This is a genomic window from Streptomyces reniochalinae, from assembly GCF_003323735.1.
GTDB lineage: Bacteria > Actinomycetota > Actinomycetes > Streptomycetales > Streptomycetaceae > Streptomyces > Streptomyces reniochalinae.
Genome location: NZ_QOIM01000038.1, coordinates 444,634 through 461,378, shown reverse-complemented (window position 1 = coordinate 461,378; position 16,745 = coordinate 444,634). Strand labels below are relative to the sequence as shown.

13 protein-coding genes are annotated in these 16,745 nt (G+C 71.4%); 4 read left to right on the top strand and 9 right to left on the bottom strand.

Annotated features, from left to right (window positions below; all coding sequences use genetic code 11):
• Positions 1–36: 36 nt before the first annotated feature.
• The 4 genes from DQ392_RS21505 to DQ392_RS21490 all read right to left on the bottom strand — a co-directional run bounded on the left by DQ392_RS21505 (position 37) and on the right by DQ392_RS21490 (position 3,671).
• Positions 37–357: a hypothetical protein gene (locus DQ392_RS21505; RefSeq protein ID WP_425470569.1), complete on the bottom strand. Its 321-nt coding sequence runs from the start codon at positions 355–357 to the stop codon at positions 37–39.
• A gap of 108 nt (positions 358–465) precedes the next feature.
• Positions 466–2,034, bottom strand: a complete 1,569-nt coding sequence (locus DQ392_RS21500) for an FAD-dependent oxidoreductase (protein ID WP_342774972.1) — start codon at positions 2,032–2,034, stop codon at positions 466–468.
• Between the two features lie 169 nt (positions 2,035–2,203).
• On the bottom strand, positions 2,204–3,091 hold the full coding sequence (locus tag DQ392_RS21495; RefSeq protein WP_114017264.1) for a TIGR01777 family oxidoreductase: 888 nt from the start codon (positions 3,089–3,091) through the stop codon (positions 2,204–2,206).
• Between the two features lie 58 nt (positions 3,092–3,149).
• Positions 3,150–3,671, bottom strand: a complete 522-nt coding sequence (locus tag DQ392_RS21490; protein WP_181856525.1) for a DUF4240 domain-containing protein — start codon at positions 3,669–3,671, stop codon at positions 3,150–3,152.
• A gap of 196 nt (positions 3,672–3,867) precedes the next feature.
• On the opposite strand from DQ392_RS21490, the gene DQ392_RS21485 reads away from it, so the two are divergent.
• Positions 3,868–4,815: an SDR family oxidoreductase gene (locus DQ392_RS21485; RefSeq protein WP_114017262.1), complete on the top strand. Its 948-nt coding sequence runs from the start codon at positions 3,868–3,870 to the stop codon at positions 4,813–4,815.
• Here the strand turns inward: DQ392_RS21485 and DQ392_RS21480 are convergent.
• Entirely contained in the window at positions 4,806–5,921 is a 1,116-nt protein-coding gene (locus DQ392_RS21480) for a helix-turn-helix transcriptional regulator (protein WP_114017261.1), read from the bottom strand. The genes DQ392_RS21485 and DQ392_RS21480 overlap by 10 nt on opposite strands.
• Positions 5,922–5,995: 74 nt before the next feature.
• Here DQ392_RS21480 and DQ392_RS21475 point away from each other — a divergent pair, with 74 nt between their 5' ends.
• Positions 5,996–7,504, top strand: a complete 1,509-nt coding sequence (locus tag DQ392_RS21475) for a sodium-dependent transporter (protein ID WP_114017260.1) — start codon at positions 5,996–5,998, stop codon at positions 7,502–7,504.
• Positions 7,504–7,608, top strand: coding sequence for a methionine/alanine import family NSS transporter small subunit (locus tag DQ392_RS21470; protein WP_114017259.1), 105 nt, complete (start codon positions 7,504–7,506; stop codon positions 7,606–7,608). Before DQ392_RS21475 ends, DQ392_RS21470 begins: the two co-directional genes overlap by 1 nt.
• Positions 7,609–7,871: 263 nt before the next feature.
• Here DQ392_RS21470 and aceE read toward each other — a convergent pair whose 3' ends face one another.
• Together aceE and DQ392_RS21460 are read right to left on the bottom strand one after the other, a co-directional pair.
• Positions 7,872–10,592, bottom strand: coding sequence for a pyruvate dehydrogenase (acetyl-transferring), homodimeric type (gene aceE / locus DQ392_RS21465; protein ID WP_114017258.1), 2,721 nt, complete (start codon positions 10,590–10,592; stop codon positions 7,872–7,874).
• Between the two features lie 317 nt (positions 10,593–10,909).
• On the bottom strand, positions 10,910–11,536 hold the full coding sequence (locus tag DQ392_RS21460; RefSeq protein ID WP_114017257.1) for a GntR family transcriptional regulator: 627 nt from the start codon (positions 11,534–11,536) through the stop codon (positions 10,910–10,912).
• 1,218 nt (positions 11,537–12,754) lie between these two features.
• Between DQ392_RS21460 and DQ392_RS21455 the strand changes: the two genes are divergently transcribed.
• The gene (locus tag DQ392_RS21455) at positions 12,755–13,219 is read left to right on the top strand and encodes a hypothetical protein (protein WP_114017256.1); all 465 of its coding nucleotides are present in this window, start codon (positions 12,755–12,757) and stop codon (positions 13,217–13,219) included.
• Between the two features lie 89 nt (positions 13,220–13,308).
• Here DQ392_RS21455 and sucB read toward each other — a convergent pair whose 3' ends face one another.
• Complete coding sequence (sucB, locus tag DQ392_RS21450) at positions 13,309–15,105, bottom strand: 2-oxoglutarate dehydrogenase, E2 component, dihydrolipoamide succinyltransferase (protein WP_114017255.1); 1,797 nt, start codon at positions 15,103–15,105, stop codon at positions 13,309–13,311.
• A gap of 62 nt (positions 15,106–15,167) precedes the next feature.
• A complete protein-coding gene (lpdA, locus tag DQ392_RS21445) occupies positions 15,168–16,574 on the bottom strand; it encodes a dihydrolipoyl dehydrogenase (protein WP_114017254.1) in 1,407 nt (468 codons plus the stop codon).
• Positions 16,575–16,745: the final 171 nt, after the last annotated feature.

The following is a 16,745-nucleotide window of genomic DNA, read 5'->3' as shown; positions in this document are numbered from 1 at the left end:
CCCCCGCCCCGTGGCTTCCCGGGGCGGGGGGCGGTATCAGGGCAGCAGCGAGCGGACCAGGCGGCAGGTGACCGGAGAGGGCGGGTGCACGCCGATGCGCTGCGCCGTCGCGTGGATGGTGTGGTCGCACGCCTGCTCGGCGGTGTAGACGCCGGTGTCGAGCAGGGCTATGGCGAGGCGCATGGCCTTCAACTGACGGTTGTGCGCGACGTACCACGCACGCGGCCGCCCTGCCGGCAGCGGCTTCTTCGGCAGGGCCGGCAGCGTGGACATGGCCGGCAGCTGCGGCTGCTGGTGTCGCGGACGGCCGGTGGGGCGGGTGTGGGAACGGGAGGTATGAGTACGGACAGCAGTCATCGACGGCTCCTTCGATGCGTCGGTGCGCTCCCTGGCAACTCCTTCGATTCTACCCGCCCCTACTGACAAAACCCGCTGGTCACCCCGGAGTTCGGGACGCCTGTTCGATTATGCTGCGGTGCCTTCCTCCGCCGCTCCCAGTGGCGGCGCCGACAGCCGGAAGTCGCGCAGGATCTGCTCCGTCGCGCGCTGTGCCGAACCGACCGCTCCCCGCGGCGTACTGGTGTCCCGGTGCTCTCCGCACACGTAGAGGCCCGACAGCACCCGCACGGGTCGTCGGGGGTCGTGCGGCGCCGGCATCGCCGCGACCGCCTCCGGGTCGTGGTACGCCGCCAGCAGCTCCCACCGGTCCGTGGACGTGCCGTAGACGCCCGCCAGTTGCGCGCGGGCCGCCTTGTCCAAGGCCGCGGAGGGTGCGGCCGACCGCTCGCCCAGCACCACGGACGTGACGAGGTCGCGGCCCGGACCGGCGCGCGAGGGGTCCACGGCCGACGCCACCCAGGTGTGGCTCACCGGCTCTGACTCGGCCCCGGAATCCCCCGCGCGGGACGGCGTACCGCCCCGCCGCTCCGCGCACACCGTGAAGGAGGCACCCGCCGCGCCGGCCGGCAGCGGTTCCTCCACGGCGTGGTGCAGCACCGTCACCGGGTGGAAGTCCGGCACCCTGAGCCCCGGCAGCAGCCCGGCGGCCGACCGGGCGCCTGTGGCCACCAGCGCCGCCTCGCACGGATACGTGCCGTGCCGCTCGGTCCCGACCGCGTGCGTGCTCACCGAGGTGACCCGGACACCCGTGCGTACCGTGCCCGGTGGCAGCGCCGCGGCCAGCAGTGCGCAGACCCGGGCCTGACCGCCCGCGGGGACGCCCAGGCCGCCGCGGACGAAGCCGTGCAGTGCCAGGTCGGCGACCCGGCTGGAGGTCGTCAGCTCCGGGTCGGACAGCAGCGCCGTCAGCAGCGGACGCACCAGCGTCCGCGCTGCCCGGGACGGCAGCCCGCGCGCGGACAGCGCCTGGCCCGCCGTCAGTTCGGGGCGCAGCAGCAGCCCCTGCGCGGGGGCCGAAGCGAAGCGGCTCAGCGCCCCGCGCAGCCGGGCCAGTCCGAACGCGTCGGACATGTCGGCGCGGCTGCGCGCGCCGGTGAGTGCGCGGGCGGTCGACAGCGCGCCCCGCGCGCTCCCTGCGCCCCTCGTGCGCCGGTCGGGGCGCGCCGTCCGGGCCGCGCCGTCCTGGCCTTCGCCCCCTCGCGGATCATGCGCAAGAGCCGGCCCCTCGCCCTCCGCCGCGCTCCCCGCACCGCGCGGCCAGGGCCGTGCCGCGATCCGGTGCGTACGGTCCTGGCAGTGCAGCAGCGCACCCGGCGCGAACGGGCGCAGGTCGAGCGCGTCCAGCGCGGGCAGGCCGGCGAACGCCGCACCGTCCTGGGCCAGGTCCAGCACCCCGGGCGTGCGGTCGAGGCGGTAGCCGTCCACCGAGTCGGTCGCGAGCCGGCCCCCGACCCGGGGCGCCGCCTCCAGTACGACCACGCGCAGGCCCGCGCGGGTCAGCCGGTACGCCGCCGCGAGCCCTGCCAGGCCGGCACCCACGACGACCACGTCGGCGGCCTGCTCCGGGCCGACTTCGTCCGCCTGAGGCCCACCACCCGTGCCTGCGCGGTTCGTCTGTGCGCTGCTGATCGGCACTGTCCCTCCCGACGTCGACGGCGTGCGGGTCCGGTTGCTCATTGCCTGATGCCCCGGTGCGCGTGGCTCATACCCGTGTTCGAGGGTTGGTGTGGGAACAGCGTGCGCGGTACGTCGCGCGGGGGGCGCCCGGATGCATGTCGGCGGGCGCCCCCGGAGGACGGGAGGGTCAGAGCGCCGCCCTGATGGCCGCGGTGACGTCGGGGAAGGCGAACCGGAACCCGGCGTCGAGCAGCCTGCGCGGCAGTACCCGCTGACTGCCGAGCACGTCCCCGGCGAACTCGCCGAGCGCGAGCCGCAGGGCGGGAGCGGGCACCGCGAAGAAGGTGGGGCGGTGCAGTACGCGCCCCATGGCGGCGGTGACCTCCCGGTTGGTGGCCGGGTGGGGGGCCGTCAGATTGACGGGCCCGCGGAGGTCGGCGTGGTTGATCAGGAAGCGGAGGGCCGCCACGTGGTCGTGGAGTGCGATGTGGCTCCAGTACTGGCGGCCGGAGCCGAGGCGCCCGCCGAGCCCGGCGCGGAAGAGCGGGAAGAGCCGTCCCCACGCGCCGCCACCGCGGGCGACGACCAGGCCGGTGCGCGCCGACACGGTGCGGATGCCCGCCTCCTGGGCCGGCCTGGCCGCGGCCTCCCAGTCCTGGCACAGGTCGGCGAGGAAGCCCTCGCCGGGTCCGGCCGACTCGTCGACGGCGCGGTTTCCCGTATCGCCGTAGTACCCGATCGCGGTGGAGAGCAGCAGGGTGTGCGGCGGGTCCTCCAGCGCGGCGAGGGCGGTGGCCAGCGTGCGGGTGCCCCGCACCCGGCTGTCGCGGAGTTCGCGCTTGTACGCCTCCGTCCAGCGGTGGTCGCCGACGCCGGCGCCCGCGAGGTGGACGACGGCTTCGCAGCCGACGAGTCCCGCGGTGTCGACGTGGCCGTCCCGCGGATGCCAGGTGACCTCGTCGGCGGCCGAGGCGGGGCGCCGTACGAGCCGGAGGACGTCGTGCCCCTCGGCGCGCAGCGACCGGGTGAGCGCAGTGCCGATGAGTCCGGTGGAGCCGGTGACCGCGATTCGCATGGGCCCATCCTGGCGCATGCGCCCCCGCGGGCCCGGGTGCCGGGCTCCTCGCGGCCCGTCACTCCTGCCGGAAGCGGGCCCACAGCTTCGGCAGGCGCTCGGCCAGCGCGGTGGGGTTCTCCAGGTCGAGGGGGACGCCCGCGGGGTCGGCGGGAGCCTCGGGCAGGCCCAGTTCCGGCAGGACGGTGCCGGTCAGCTGCTCGTACGCCTCGTCGGCCGCGAAGCCCAGGTCCTCGCCGTCCCCGTCGAGTTCCTCGTCGAAGTCGGCCAGCAGCCCTGCGAGGGCGTCCGCGTCGTGAGCGGCGCCTTCGAAGACCTCTCTGCCCTGGCCGATCAGCCAGCAGCGGAACCCGTCGAAGGCGTCGTCGCTCGCCCCGTCGAGGAGGATCCACGCGGCGGCCCACAGATCCCACTGGTAGGCGCGGCTGTAGCGGGACTCGAAGTGGCGGGCGAAGTAGGTCACGGCGTCGGGGTCGAGCTGGGTGAGCCGCTCGACGAGCAGGTCGGCCTGTTCCTCGGGGTCGCCGTCCGCCTCCCGGCGTGTGGAGTCGATCAGCGCCCAGAACTCCGTCTCGTCCATCACGCCCCCAGCATCGGGCCTGAGCGCCCGCGGCGCACGCGGAGTGCTCCAGATGCGGCTGTCTCGTTATGCGCGGCGGTCACCGGCGCGGCTGCCGGCATATCCGACAGAGGGTGTCCGGTATCGCTGTCAGCGTGGTTCCTGTATCCCTCGCACGTGCCGACCGCACGTGCGTCCCTGACGCGAGGAGGAACAGGTGCCGGAGACGAACAGCGTCCGCGGCCGGCTGGCGGGCAAGGTCGCCCTGGTGGCGGGGGCGACCAGGGGAGCGGGGCGGGCCATGGCCGTGGAGCTGTGCCGCGCGGGGGCCACCGTCTACGCGACCGGGAGGACCACCAGGAAGCAGACCAGCGAGGTCGGCCGGGCGAGCGAGACGATCGAGGAGACGGCCGAGCTGGCGTGCGAGGCGGGCCGGGAAGGCGGCGGCACGGCGACCGCGGCCGCTGTCGACCACCTCGACGCCGGACAGGTGCGCGGGCTGATCGACCGTATCGACAGGGAGCAGGGCGCGCTCGACGTCCTCGTCAACGACCTGTGGGGCGGCGACCACCTCGTCGGCTTCGGCAAGAAGCTGTGGGAGCACGATCTGGCCGACGGGCTCCGTGTCCTGCGGCTCGCCGTCGACAGCCACCTGATCACCAGCACCTGCGCCCTGCCCCTGCTCATCCGGCGCCCCGGCGGACTGCTGATCGAGGTCACCGACGGCACCGAGGAGTCCAACCGGAACTACCGCGAACCCGTCTACTACGACCTGGCCAAGGCCGCGCCCCTGCGCATGGCCAGGGCCCTCGCCCAGGAGACGGCCGAGTACGGCACCACAGCGGTGTGCCTGACCCCGGGCTGGCTGCGCTCGGAGGCGATGCTCGACACCCACTTCCAGGTGACGGAGGAGAACTGGCGCGACGGCTGCGCCACCAACCCGCACTTCGCCATCTCCGAGACCCCGCAGTTCGTCGGCCGCGCCGTGGCCGCCCTCGCCGCCGACCCCGACGTGGCGCGCTTCAACGGCCAGTCCCTCTCCAGCGGCGGACTCGCCAAGGTCTACGGGTTCACCGACGCGGACGGCTCCGCCCCCGACGCCTGGCGCTACCTGGCCGAGGTGCAGTTCGCGGGGAAACCGGCCGACGTGACCGGCTACCGCTGATCCCCCGCCTGCGGCGGCTCCCCGCTGCGTGACAGCTCCCGGCCCTGCGGAAGCTCCCCGGACGACGGAAGCTCCCCGGACGACGGAAGCTCTCCGGACGACGGAAGGTCCTCGTACAGCGCCGCCGCGCGCCGCGCCGCCTCGGCGACCCGGGCGCGCAGCGACGGCGGTGCCAGCACCTCGCACTCAGGACCGAGGCCGGCGAGCTGACCGAAGGCGACCTCCTCGCTCTCCACCCGGAGCGCCACCGTCGTCCGGCCGTCCGCCTCGACCGTGCCGGCCGCCAGCGCCTCCTGCGCCGCGGCCCTGTCGGTGACGTGCCGCAGCTGCCGGGCGCCCGCCTCGGTGAGCCGCACCGTCACCTGGGAGCGCAGCAGGGAGCGCGCGAACGACGCCGCGCGCTCCGCCCAGAACGCGGCCAGGTCGAAACCACGCTCACGGACGAAGCACTCGTCCCGCACGGTGACCTCGGTGAACCGGTCGACGCGGTACACCCGCCAGGCCACGCGGCCCGGTTGCGCCGCGTCGGCCGGCACCCGGGCCGCGAGATACCACTGGCCGGCCTTCAGCACGACTCCGTAGGGCTCCAGCTCCCGCTCCACCTCGCCGCCGCCGCGCTCGTCCTTGCGCCGGTAGCGCACCGCGGCCCGCCGGTCCGACCAGACGGCGTCGGCCAGCGCGGGCAGCAGCGGCGGCGTCCCCGGCGCCTGCCACCAGCCGGGCGCGTCCAGGTGGAAGCGTTGCGCAGACCCCTCGTGCACGTCCCGCAGCGCGGGATCGAGCGCGGCCGAGACCTTCAGCCGCGCCGCCGAGGCCGCGTCGTCCAGACCCAGGTCCCGCAGCGCCGAGGGCACCCCCGACAGGAACAGCGCCTCCGCCTCGCTGCGGCCCATCCCCGTCAGCCGCGTGCGGTAGCCGCCGACCAGCCGGTAGCCTCCCGCACGGCCCCGGTCCGCGTACACCGGCACGCCCGCCTCGGACAGGGCGAGAACGTCACGCGCGACCGTGCGTTCGGAGACCTCCAGCTCGGCGGCCAGCTCACCGCCGGTCATCTCCCTGCGCGCCTGGAGCAGCAGCACCATTTTGATCAGCCGCGCTGCCCGCATGGTGAATACCCTCCCCGCGGTCTTTGTCCCGCTGTTAACGTTCCGCCAGTTATACAGCGAACAAGGAATCGGTCATGTCTCAGCAAACCCGCGAGCAGTGGGGCTCGCGAACCGGATTTCTGATGGCCGCCATCGGCTCCGCCATCGGACTGGGCAACATCTGGCGCTTCCCGGCGGAGGCGTACAAGAACGGCGGCGGGGCCTTCCTCCTGCCGTATCTCGTCGCACTGCTCACCGCGGGCCTGCCCCTGCTCATCCTCGAGTACTCGGTGGGCAGGAAGTACCGGAAGTCACCGCCCGTCGCCTTCCGGCAGATCTCCAAGCCCGCCTCCGTCATCGGCTGGTGGCAGGTCGCCATCTGCTTCGTCATCGCCAGCTACTACGCCGTGATCGTCGCCTGGGCCCTACGGTATGCGGGGTTCTCCTTCGGCAAGGAATGGGGCAAGGACCCCGAGACGTTCTTCTCGGCGGACTTCCTGCACGCGGGATCCGAGCCGGGACTGCCCACCAGCTGGGTCGGCGGCGTCTTCTGGCCGCTGCTGGCGGTGTGGCTCGTCGTCCTGCTCATCCTGGCCCTGGGCGTACGCCGCGGCATCGAACGCTCCAACCAGGTCTTCATCCCCCTGCTGGTGGTCTTCTTCGTCGTCCTGGTGATCCGCGCCGTCACCCTGGACGGCGCGGCCGAGGGCCTCGACGCGCTCTTCTCGCCCGACTGGGGAGCGCTCACCGACGGAAGCGTCTGGGTCGCCGCCTACGGGCAGATCTTCTTCTCCCTGTCCATCGGCTTCGGCATCATGGTCACCTACGCCTCCTACCTGGGGCGCCGCTCCGACCTGACGGGCTCGGCGCTGGTGGCCGGCTTCGCCAACAGCTCCTTCGAGATTCTCGCGGGCATCGGGGTGTTCGCCACCCTGGGCTTCATGGCGCAGGCCAACGGAGTCGCCGTCGGCGAGGTCGTCACCGACGGGGTCGGCCTCGCCTTCATCGCCTTCCCCGCCGTGATCTCCCAGATGCCGATGGGCGGCCTCTTCGGCTTCCTCTTCTTCGCCTCTTTGGCCATCGCCGGCATCACCTCGCTGGTCAGCATCGTTCAGGTGATCATCTCCGCGGTGCAGGACCGCACCGGCATGGGGCGGCTGCCCGCCGTGTGGGGCGTCGGCGGCCTGGTCGCGGTCGTCTCGCTGCTCGTGTTCCCGACGGACGCGGGTCTGGCGCTCCTCGACTCGGCCGACCACTTCATCAACCAGTACGGCATCGCGCTGGCCGCGCTGGTCTTCCTCGTCGTCATGGGCTGGGTACTGCGGCGCCTGCCGGTCTTCCAGGCGCACGCGGACGAGACCTCCGCGATCCGGCTGGGCCTGTGGTGGCGCGTCTGCCTCGGGGTCGTCACGCCGTTGGTACTCGGCTGGATGATGGTCGACAGCCTGCGCGCCGAGTTCGACGAGAACTACGGCGGATACCCCACCTCGTTCCTGGCCTGGGCGGGGTGGGGGATCGCCGGCGGCGCGCTGGTGATCGGCGTCCTGATCGCCCTCGTCCCCTGGCGCACCGCGCCGCGAGCCGAGCGGGAGGAGGTGCGCTGATGTCGACAGGAGCCGTGGTGATGATGGCCGCCGCCATCCTCATCGTATGGGGAGGTCTGATCGCCGCCGTGCTGCGTCTGCGGCGGCACCCGGACCCGGAGTAGCACGGCCGGAGTGAAGCGGCGAAGGGCCCTGCGCGCAGGACGCGCAGGGCCCTTCGCCGCGTGCCGGGCGTGCGGGGCGCCGTATCCCGGGATGCCGCCGGACGGAGCCCGGCCCGGCGGTCGGCGGTGGGGGGCCACAACCGGCGGCGCCCCTCAAGCGCTGAGCAGTTGAGCCTCCAGGGGGACTCCACCTCCACGCGGAAAGGGGCCTCCGCCGAGTGGCGGAAGCCCCTTGTCTGCCCGTCGGGCGCGGACGGATGTCCCTACGCCAGGCCGTACTTCTCGGCCGCCTTGCGGACGTCCTCCGACTTGACCTCGCCGCGGCGTGCCAGGCGCGACAGCGTGGCGACGACCACGGACTCCGGGTCGACCCCGAAGTGGCGGCGGGCGCCCTCGCGGGTGTCGGAGAGGCCGAAGCCGTCGGTACCGAGCGAGGACCAGTCCTGCTCGACCCACTGGCTGATCTGGTCGGGCACGGCCCGCATCCAGTCGCTGACGGCGAGCACAGGTCCTGGCGAACCCTCCAGCGCGCGGGTCACGTACGGTACGCGCTCCTCGCCGCGCAGCGCCGCCGCGTCGCACTCCATGGCCTCACGCCGCAGCTCGGTCCAGGACGGGGCCGACCACACGTCGGCGGCCACACCCCACTCCTCGGCGAGGATCTTCTGCGCGTCGAGAGCCCAGTGGATCGCGGTGCCGGAGGACAGCAGCTGGATGCGGGGGGCGTCCTCGGGGGCGCTGTCCGCCTCGCGGAAGCGGTAGAGGCCCTTGAGGATGCCCTCCTCCACGCCGTCGCCTTCCGGCATGGGCGGCTGGACCTTGGTCTCGTTGTAGACCGTCAGGTAGTAGAAGACGTCCTCCTGCTGGTCGGCCTGAGGACCGTACATCCGGCGCAGGCCCTCCTTGACGATGACGCCGACCTCGTAGGCGAACGCCGGGTCGTAGGAGATCGCCGCCGGGTTGGTGGAAGCCAGCAGGTGGGAGTGGCCGTCGGCGTGCTGGAGACCTTCGCCGGTCATCGTCGTACGGCCGGCCGTGGCGCCGATGACGAAGCCTCGGCCGAGCTGGTCGGCGAGCGCCCAGAACTGGTCGGCGGTCCGCTGGAACCCGAACATCGAGTAGAAGATGTAGAACGGGATCATCGGCTCGCTGTGCGTCGCGTACGACGTGGCGGCCGCGGTGAAGTCGGCCAGCGAACCCGCCTCGGTGATCCCCTCGTTGAGGATCTGGCCGTTCTCGGCCTCCTTGTAGTACAGGAGCTGGTCGCGGTCGACCGGGTCGTAGTTCTGCCCCAGCGGCGAGTAGATGCCGGCGGAGGGGAAGAGCGACTCCATGCCGAAGGTGCGGGCCTCGTCGGGGACGATCGGCACCCAGCGCTTGCCGGTCTCCTTGTCCCGCATCAGGTCCTTGACCAGGCGGACGAACGCCATGGTGGTGGCGATCTCCTGCGAACCCGAGCCCTTCTTGAGCGCCTCGAACGGCTTGTCGGCGGGTGCCGGCAGGCCGACGGCGTGGACGCGGCGGGCCGGCGCGGGGCCGCCCAGCTCGGCGCGGCGCTCCTGGAGGTAGCGCACCTCGGGGGAGTCGGCGCCCGGGTGCACGTAGGGCACCAGCTCGTCGTCCAGTTTGCTGTCCGGAATCGGGAGCTCCAGCAGGTCCCGCATGGCGCGGAACTCCTTGCCGGTGAGCTTCTTCATCTGGTGGTTGGCGTTGCGGGACTCGAAGCCCGGGCCCAGGGTCCAGCCCTTGACCGTCTGCGCCAGGATCACCGTCGGGGCGCCCTTGTGCTCGACGGCGGCCTTGTACGCCGCGTACACCTTGCGCGGCTCGTGCCCGGCGCGCGAGGTCTTGAACAGCTCGGTGATCTTGTCGTCGCCCAGCAGCTTGCCGATCTCGGCCAGCGCGGGGGAGGCGCCGAAGAAGTGCTCGCGGATGTAGGCCGCGTCACGGGTGGCGTACGTCTGGAACTGGGCGTCCGGCACCTCGCGCAGCCTGCGGGTGAGCGCACCCGTGGTGTCCAGCGCAAAGACCTCGTCCCACGCGGAGCCCCACAGGGACTTGATGACGTTCCACCCGGCGGCGCGGAACTGGGCCTCCAGCTCCTGAACGATCTTGAAGTTCGCGCGGACGGGGCCGTCGAGGCGCTGGAGGTTGCAGTTGATGACGAAGGTGAGGTTGTCCAGCTGCTCGCGCCCGGCCAGGGCGAGGGCGGCGGTCGACTCGGGCTCGTCCATCTCGCCGTCGCCGAGGAAGGCCCACACGTGCGAGGCGGAGGTGTCCTTGATGCCCCGGTTCGTCAGGTAGTTGTTGAAGCGCGCCTGGTAGATCGCGGAGATCGGGCCCAGGCCCATGGACACCGTGGGGAACTCCCACAGCCACGGCAGGCGGCGCGGGTGCGGGTAGGACGGCAGCCCGTCACCGCCGGACTCCTGGCGGAAGCGGTCCAGGTGGTCCTCGGTGAGGCGCCCGTCGAGGAACGCGCGGGCGTAGATGCCGGGGGAGGCGTGACCCTGGACGTAGAGCTGGTCGCCCGACCCCCCGCTCCCAGCTGCCGCTGGGGGTGCCCCCAGACCCTCCTTGCCCTTGAAGAAGTGCTCGAAGCCGGTCTCGTAGAGCCACGCCGCCGACGCGAACGTCGCTATGTGGCCGCCCAGGCCGTAGCGGCTGCCGCGGGTGACCATGGCGGCGGCGTTCCAGCGGTTCCACGCGGTGATGCGGGACTCCATCGCCTCGTCGCCGGGGAAGGCCGGCTCGGCCGAGGTGGGGATGGTGTTGACGTACTCCGTCTCCAGCAGCCCCGGCACGGCCAGGCCGCTGTGCTGGGCGTGCTCGACGGTACGACGCACCAGGTACGCGGCTCGTTCGCCGCCCGCGTGCGAGGAGACGGCGTCGAGCGACTCACGCCATTCGCCGGTCTCCTGCGGATCACGGTCCGGGAGCTGGTCCAGCTCGCTCGGATGCGGCGGGCGTACGGGATCGGGCATGGTGGCCACCTTCCGGACGTGTAGGCCCCTCCAAACGGGTCGGGAGGGCGGTTGTGCGAGTGGGCGTTGTGGACCCTGAACGGGCAGGACAGGGGGCACCCAACGAAAGGACTCTACGCCTGTGATCGATGATCGATCAAAGGATCACAAGGTAAAAACCGCCCACGACCCGAAATTGGCATTCCGTGCCTCGAAACAGGGCACCGAATGCCAGGCGCCCCCGCCCCGCAGGGGCGCGGGGAACTGCCCCCCAGCCGAGGCGCGCCCGCACCCGGGCGACAGGTGTGCCCCGAGGGTGGGCTGCCCCCCGGAGCCGACTACCGAGGCGCCGGCGCACACCCCAGCACGTGCTCCTTGACCAGCGGGCCGATGCCCGGATCGCGCCGCTCGATCGCGGCCAGCACCGCCTCGTGCTCCTCGGCGTACGACTGCTGCACCGTCCCCAGCCACCGGATCGACAGCGCCGTCCACACCTCGATGCCCAGCCCCTCCCAGGTGTGCAGCAGCACGCTGTTGCCCGCCGCCCGCACCAGCTCCCTGTGGAAGGCCACCGTGTGCCGCACCTGCGCCTCCCCGTCCCCGCGCCGGTCGGCCTCGTACAGCGCCTCCACGTGCGACCGCAGCGCCGTCACGTCCCCCGCCAGCACCGGCACCGCCAACTCGGCGGCGATCTGCTCAAGACCCGCCCGCACGGGATAGATCTCCTCCAGGTCGGCCGGCGACAGCTCCCGCACCCGCGCGCCCTTGTTCTGCGCCGACTCGATCAGCCGCAGCGCCTCCAGCTCGCGCAACGCCTCCCGCACGGGCGTCTGGCTCACCTCCAGCTCCACCGCGATGCGCCGCTCCACGATCCGCTCGCCCGGCTTCCAGCGCCCGCTGACGATCCCCTCGACGATGTGCTCCCGGATCTGCTCGCGCAGCGACTGGACGACGGGCGGCGTCATAAGAATGCTCCTCGCAACGAGGGGGTGGGGCCCCTAGACGATACGGCGTCACCAGGCACGCGGTGCCACTGCGTACGGTGAGGCTCTCGTCACCCGAATTCCCGATCGCATGTGTGCTCTGCCGAATACAATGCGGCCTTGGGCGGAGGCCCCATGGCGAGTCGCGCACGACCAGCCGAGGCGGAGGGGGCAGTGTGTCGTTCGAGCAGGAATGGACGCAATTGAAGGCGGGGCGGGCGGCTGACGGGCCCGCTGTGCAACTCGACCACGCCTTGCCCCCTGACGGCGCGGGCAGGGACCCCGCACCGGACGCCCCGGACCTCACGCGCGCGACGATGAAGCGATCGCCGGTTCCATGCGCCATCGGGACGGAACTCCTATGAGTCCGTCCGAGATTCTGAAATACGTGAAGTAACTGCGAGCGACGGGGGGCGAAGTTCGATGGGAGAATTCACCTACACCGATCTGATGGAACTGGACCTCGCAAAACTGGGGGCCGCGGTGGGTGACTGGAAGACCATGGTCAGTGACCTGGACGAAGTATGGATCTTTCCGTCGATAAGATGATGAACGACGACCCCACCTTCAAGGGGTCTGTCAGTTCATTCGTCGCTCCCCAGGAGAAGCTGGCGTGACCAGGCACTCAAAGAATTCAGGGAGAACGGCAATCAACCGGTTGCGATTCCTGTTGAGACTGATTCGCGAGGTTTCACCTTCGACGACGCGAAGCAGCAGAACTGGTTCTATGCCGTTGGCTCAATGGGCTACAACGTGACTGGTGTTGTCGCGGTCAAGCCTGACGATTCCGGTGAGCCGCATGTGAATCTCGAGTACCGGGTGAATGCCTGGGACCAGTACAACTGGGACAAAGGCAAAGGTGTCACATCGGCAACATGGAGATTCCGGACGGCCAACCGGCCAGTCTCCACCAGACCGGATTGGCCAAGGAATTCCCCATGTCAGGGAGCAGCTCCGTCATGCGGCGGGACCTCAGCGACCCCGAGTCCGAAAAGAACCGTTTCCTACCCCTGAGAAACCCGGGTTTGGACGCGACGGCGGGCGGGCGGACGCCGACCGGAAGCCCTGAGGGCAGCACCCGACCACGCCGGGAGACGTTTCCATGCCTTTGCTCCCTTTGTCGCGCAGGCGACGTCTCGCGCTCGCCATCGGTGCGGCCGTTGTGGGTGTCATGACGTTCTTCGTTGTGGGCTCAACCTTTTGGCCGACAACGCACTGTCGGATGCGGCCGAGCAGGAGAAGAAATGCTGCTGGCGCCAAGGCGCGACACCCGCGTGGACGAGCAAGAAGCTGGGCCTGCGCATCCCCCAGGAGGCCACCGACCGCCGGGCGGGTTTCAAGGAAGGCTCCCGTTACGACACGGCATTGTTGGTCTTCACGCTCCCTGAGGACGAGGCGAAGGCTTACGTGGAGCGCATGGTGCCGCCCGATTCCGAGTTGCTCTCGAACACCGAGCCGCAGGAGGGGGGCTATCCGAGTACGGCACCGTTCAGCCGCTTGAAGCTGCCGGAGCCCGAGAAGCTCACCAAGGGGATGCGAAAGGTCTACCTCGTTCCGGGCGACACCGACAGTGCTCCGGAAAGCCGCCGTCTCCGCCACTCCGTCCACTTCTATGAGCACGCGTTCGAGCGCACCCGCATCTACATCCGCGCCGTCATCGAGTAGACGCGCCACGATGTCGGACGCAAACGACGGTGCCCCCGCCACGTTTCCGTGGCGGGGGCACCGCTGGCAGCGGGTGGCTGTCGGAAGGGTTACAGCCCCAGTTCGCCCTCGAACTCGCCGGCCTCCAGGCGGGACTTGACGTCGGCCAGGTAGCGGGCCGCGTCCGCGCCGTCCACGAGCTGGTGGTCGTAGGAGAGGGTCAGGTAGACCATGTCGCGGATGGCGATGGTCTCGCCCAGCTCCGGGTGGTCGATGACCATCGGGCGACGGACCGTCGCCCCGATGCCCAGCTCCGCGACCTGCGGGTAGTTCACGATGATGGTGTCGAAGAGCGCGCCCCGCGACCCGGTGTTGCTGATCGTGAACGTGCCGCCGGACATGTCGTCCGGACCCAGGCCGCCCTCGCGGACCTTCTTGGCCAGCTCGGCGGTCTTGCGGGCGATGCCCGCCAGGTTGAGGTTTCCGGCCTCCTTGATGACCGGGACCATCAGCCCCTTCTCGGAGTCCACCGCGATGCCGATGTTCTCGACGTCGTGGTAGGTGATGGTGCCGTCGTCGTTGAGGCGGGCGTTGACGGCCGGGTGGGCCTTCAGCGCCTCGGCAGCGGCCTGCACGAAGAACGGCATCGGGGAGAGCTTGACGCCCTCCCGCGCGGCGAAGGAGCTCTTCGCCGCCGCCCGCAGCTTCATGATGCGGGTGACGTCCACCTCGACGACCGTGGACAGCTGCGCCTGGTTGTGCAGCGCCTTCATCATGTTCTCGGCGATGACCTTGCGGATGCGCGGCATCTTCACGGTCTGGCCGCGCAGCGGCGAAGCCTCCAGCTTCGGCGACTTCGGCGCCGCCGAGGCGGCAGCGGCCGGAGCCGGCTGGGCCTGCTGTGCCTTCTGCGCCTCGGCCGCCTCGATGACGTCCTGCTTGCGGATGCGGCCGCCCACGCCGGTGCCGCGCACCGAGGTGAGGTCCACGCCCTGCTCGGCCGCCAGCTTGCGCACCAGCGGCGTCACGTAGGCGCCGTCGCTCTCCGGCGCGGCAGCCGGAGCGGCCGGGGCCTGCGCCGCGGGGGCGGGCTGGGCCGGGGCGGCGGGCTGCGCGGGCGCCGGCTGGGCCTGCGAGGGCTCAGGCGGCGTCTGCGGGGCCGCCGGCTGCGCGGGCGCGGCGGGGGCCTGCGGGGCCTCCTGCGCCGGCTGGGCCGGCGCGGACTCGGCAGGCTTGCCCGGGGCCGACGGGGCCGGGGTGGCGGTGGCGGGAGCGGCACCGGCCGCACCGATGACGGCCAGCTTGGCGCCGACCTCAGCGGTCTCGTCCTCGCCCACGGCGATCTCCAGCAGGGTGCCGGAGGTCGGTGCCGGGATCTCGGTGTCGACCTTGTCGGTGGAGACCTCCAGCAGCGGCTCGTCGGCCTCCACCTCGTCGCCGACCTGCTTGAGCCACCGGGTGACGGTGCCCTCGGTGACGGACTCGCCGAGCGCCGGCAGCGTCACGTCGGTGCCCTCGGCTGAGCCGCCACCTGCCGGGGCGGCGGCGGGCTCGGGCCGGGCCTCGGCCTGGGCGGGCTCTTCCTGCGCCGGGGCCTCGGCCTGGGCGGGCTCGGGCTGCGCGGGCTCGGGCTGGGCGGCGGCCGGCTCGGCCGCGGCGGGGGCGCCGGAGCCGTCGTCGATGACGGCCAGCTCGGCGCCGACCTCCACCGTCTCGTCCTCGGCGACCTTGATGGAGGACAGCGTCCCGGAGGCCGGGGCGGGGATCTCGGTGTCGACCTTGTCGGTGGAGACCTCGAGCAGCGGCTCGTCGGCCTCGATGTGCTCACCCTCGGCCTTCAGCCAGCGGGTGACGGTGCCCTCGGTCACGCTCTCGCCGAGCGCCGGCAGGGTTACGGAAACCGCCATGGTTCCTGTTGCTCCTTACGAACTGTGCGGATGGGTCGCGCCCTTGAGTGACTGCTCGGCGGTCAGTCGTGGGAGTGCAGCGGCTTGCCGGCCAGCGCCAGGTGCGCCTCGCCGAGCGCCTCCGTCTGCGTCGGGTGGGCGTGGATGAGCTGGGCCACCTCGGCGGGCAGCGCCTCCCAGTTGTAGATGAGCTGGGCCTCGGCCACCTGCTCACCCATGCGGTCACCGACCATGTGGACGCCGACTACGGCACCGTCGCGTTCCTGGACGAGCTTGACCTCGCCCGACGTCTTGAGGATCTTGCTCTTGCCGTTGCCCGCGAGGTTGTACTTCAGGGTGACGACCTTGTCCGCGCCGTACCGCTCCTTGGCCTGCTCCTCGGTGAGGCCGACGGAGGCCACCTCCGGGTTGCAGTAGGTCACGCGGGGGACCCCGGCGTAGTCGACCGGGACCGGGTTCAGCCCGGCCAGCCGCTCCGCGACCATGATGCCCTCGGCGAAGCCGACGTGCGCGAGCTGGAGCGTGGGGATGAGGTCGCCGACGGCGGAGATGGTGGGCACGCTGGTGCGGCAGTACTCGTCCACCGTGACGAAGCCGCGGTCCATGGCGACCCCGGCCTCCTCGTAGCCCAGGTTCTGCGAGACCGGGCCGCGGCCGATGGCGACGAGCAGCACCTCGGCCTCGTACTCCTTGCCGTCGGCCAGGGTGACCTTGACACCGTCGTTCGTGTACTCGGCCTTGTCGAAGAAGGTGCCCAGGTTGAACTTGATGCCGCGCTTGCGGAAGGCGCGCTCCAGCAGCTTGGAGCTGTTCTCGTCCTCGACCGGCACCAGGTGCTTGAGACCCTCGATCACGGTGACGTCCGCGCCGAAGGACTTCCACGCGGAGGCGAACTCGACGCCGATGACGCCGCCGCCCAGGATGATCGCGGACTTCGGCACCCGGTCCATGACCAGGGCGTCGTCGGAGCTGATGACGCGGTCGTTGTCGATGGTCAGGCCCGGCAGCGTCTTGGGCACCGAACCGGTCGCCAGCAGGATGTGGCGGCCCTCGTAGCGCTGGCCGTTCACCTCGACGGAGGTCGGCGAGGAGAGGTAGCCGGAGCCCTCCACGTAGGTGACCTTGCGGGAGGCGACCAGCCCCTGTAGGCCCTTGTAGAGGCCGGAGATCACGCCGTCCTTGTACTTGTGGACGCCGGCCATGTCGATGCCCTCGAACGAGGTCTTGACACCGAACTCGGCGCTCTCACGGGACTGGTCGGCCACCTCGCCGGCGTGCAGCAGCGCCTTGGTCGGGATGCAGCCGCGGTGCAGGCAGGTACCGCCCAGCTTGTCCTTCTCGATGAGAGCGACATCCAGACCGAGCTGTGCGGCGCGAAGGGCAGCGGCATAACCGCCGCTACCGCCTCCGAGAATCACTAGGTCGAAAACGGTGCTGGCGTCGTTCGCCACGTCACGTCCTCCATGCATGGGTACGCCGTAGCCGGTCTCCTGTGACCGGGCGGCTTCAGGTTCGGCCGCTTTTGTCTGCTCGGCCCTTTGTCGGTCGGCTTCTGTCAAGCCGTGCGGGGCCCTGTCCTGCCAGTGACCCATCTTCGCACTTGTTGACGGAAACCGGGACGCGGGGCCGGTTACCTCGAA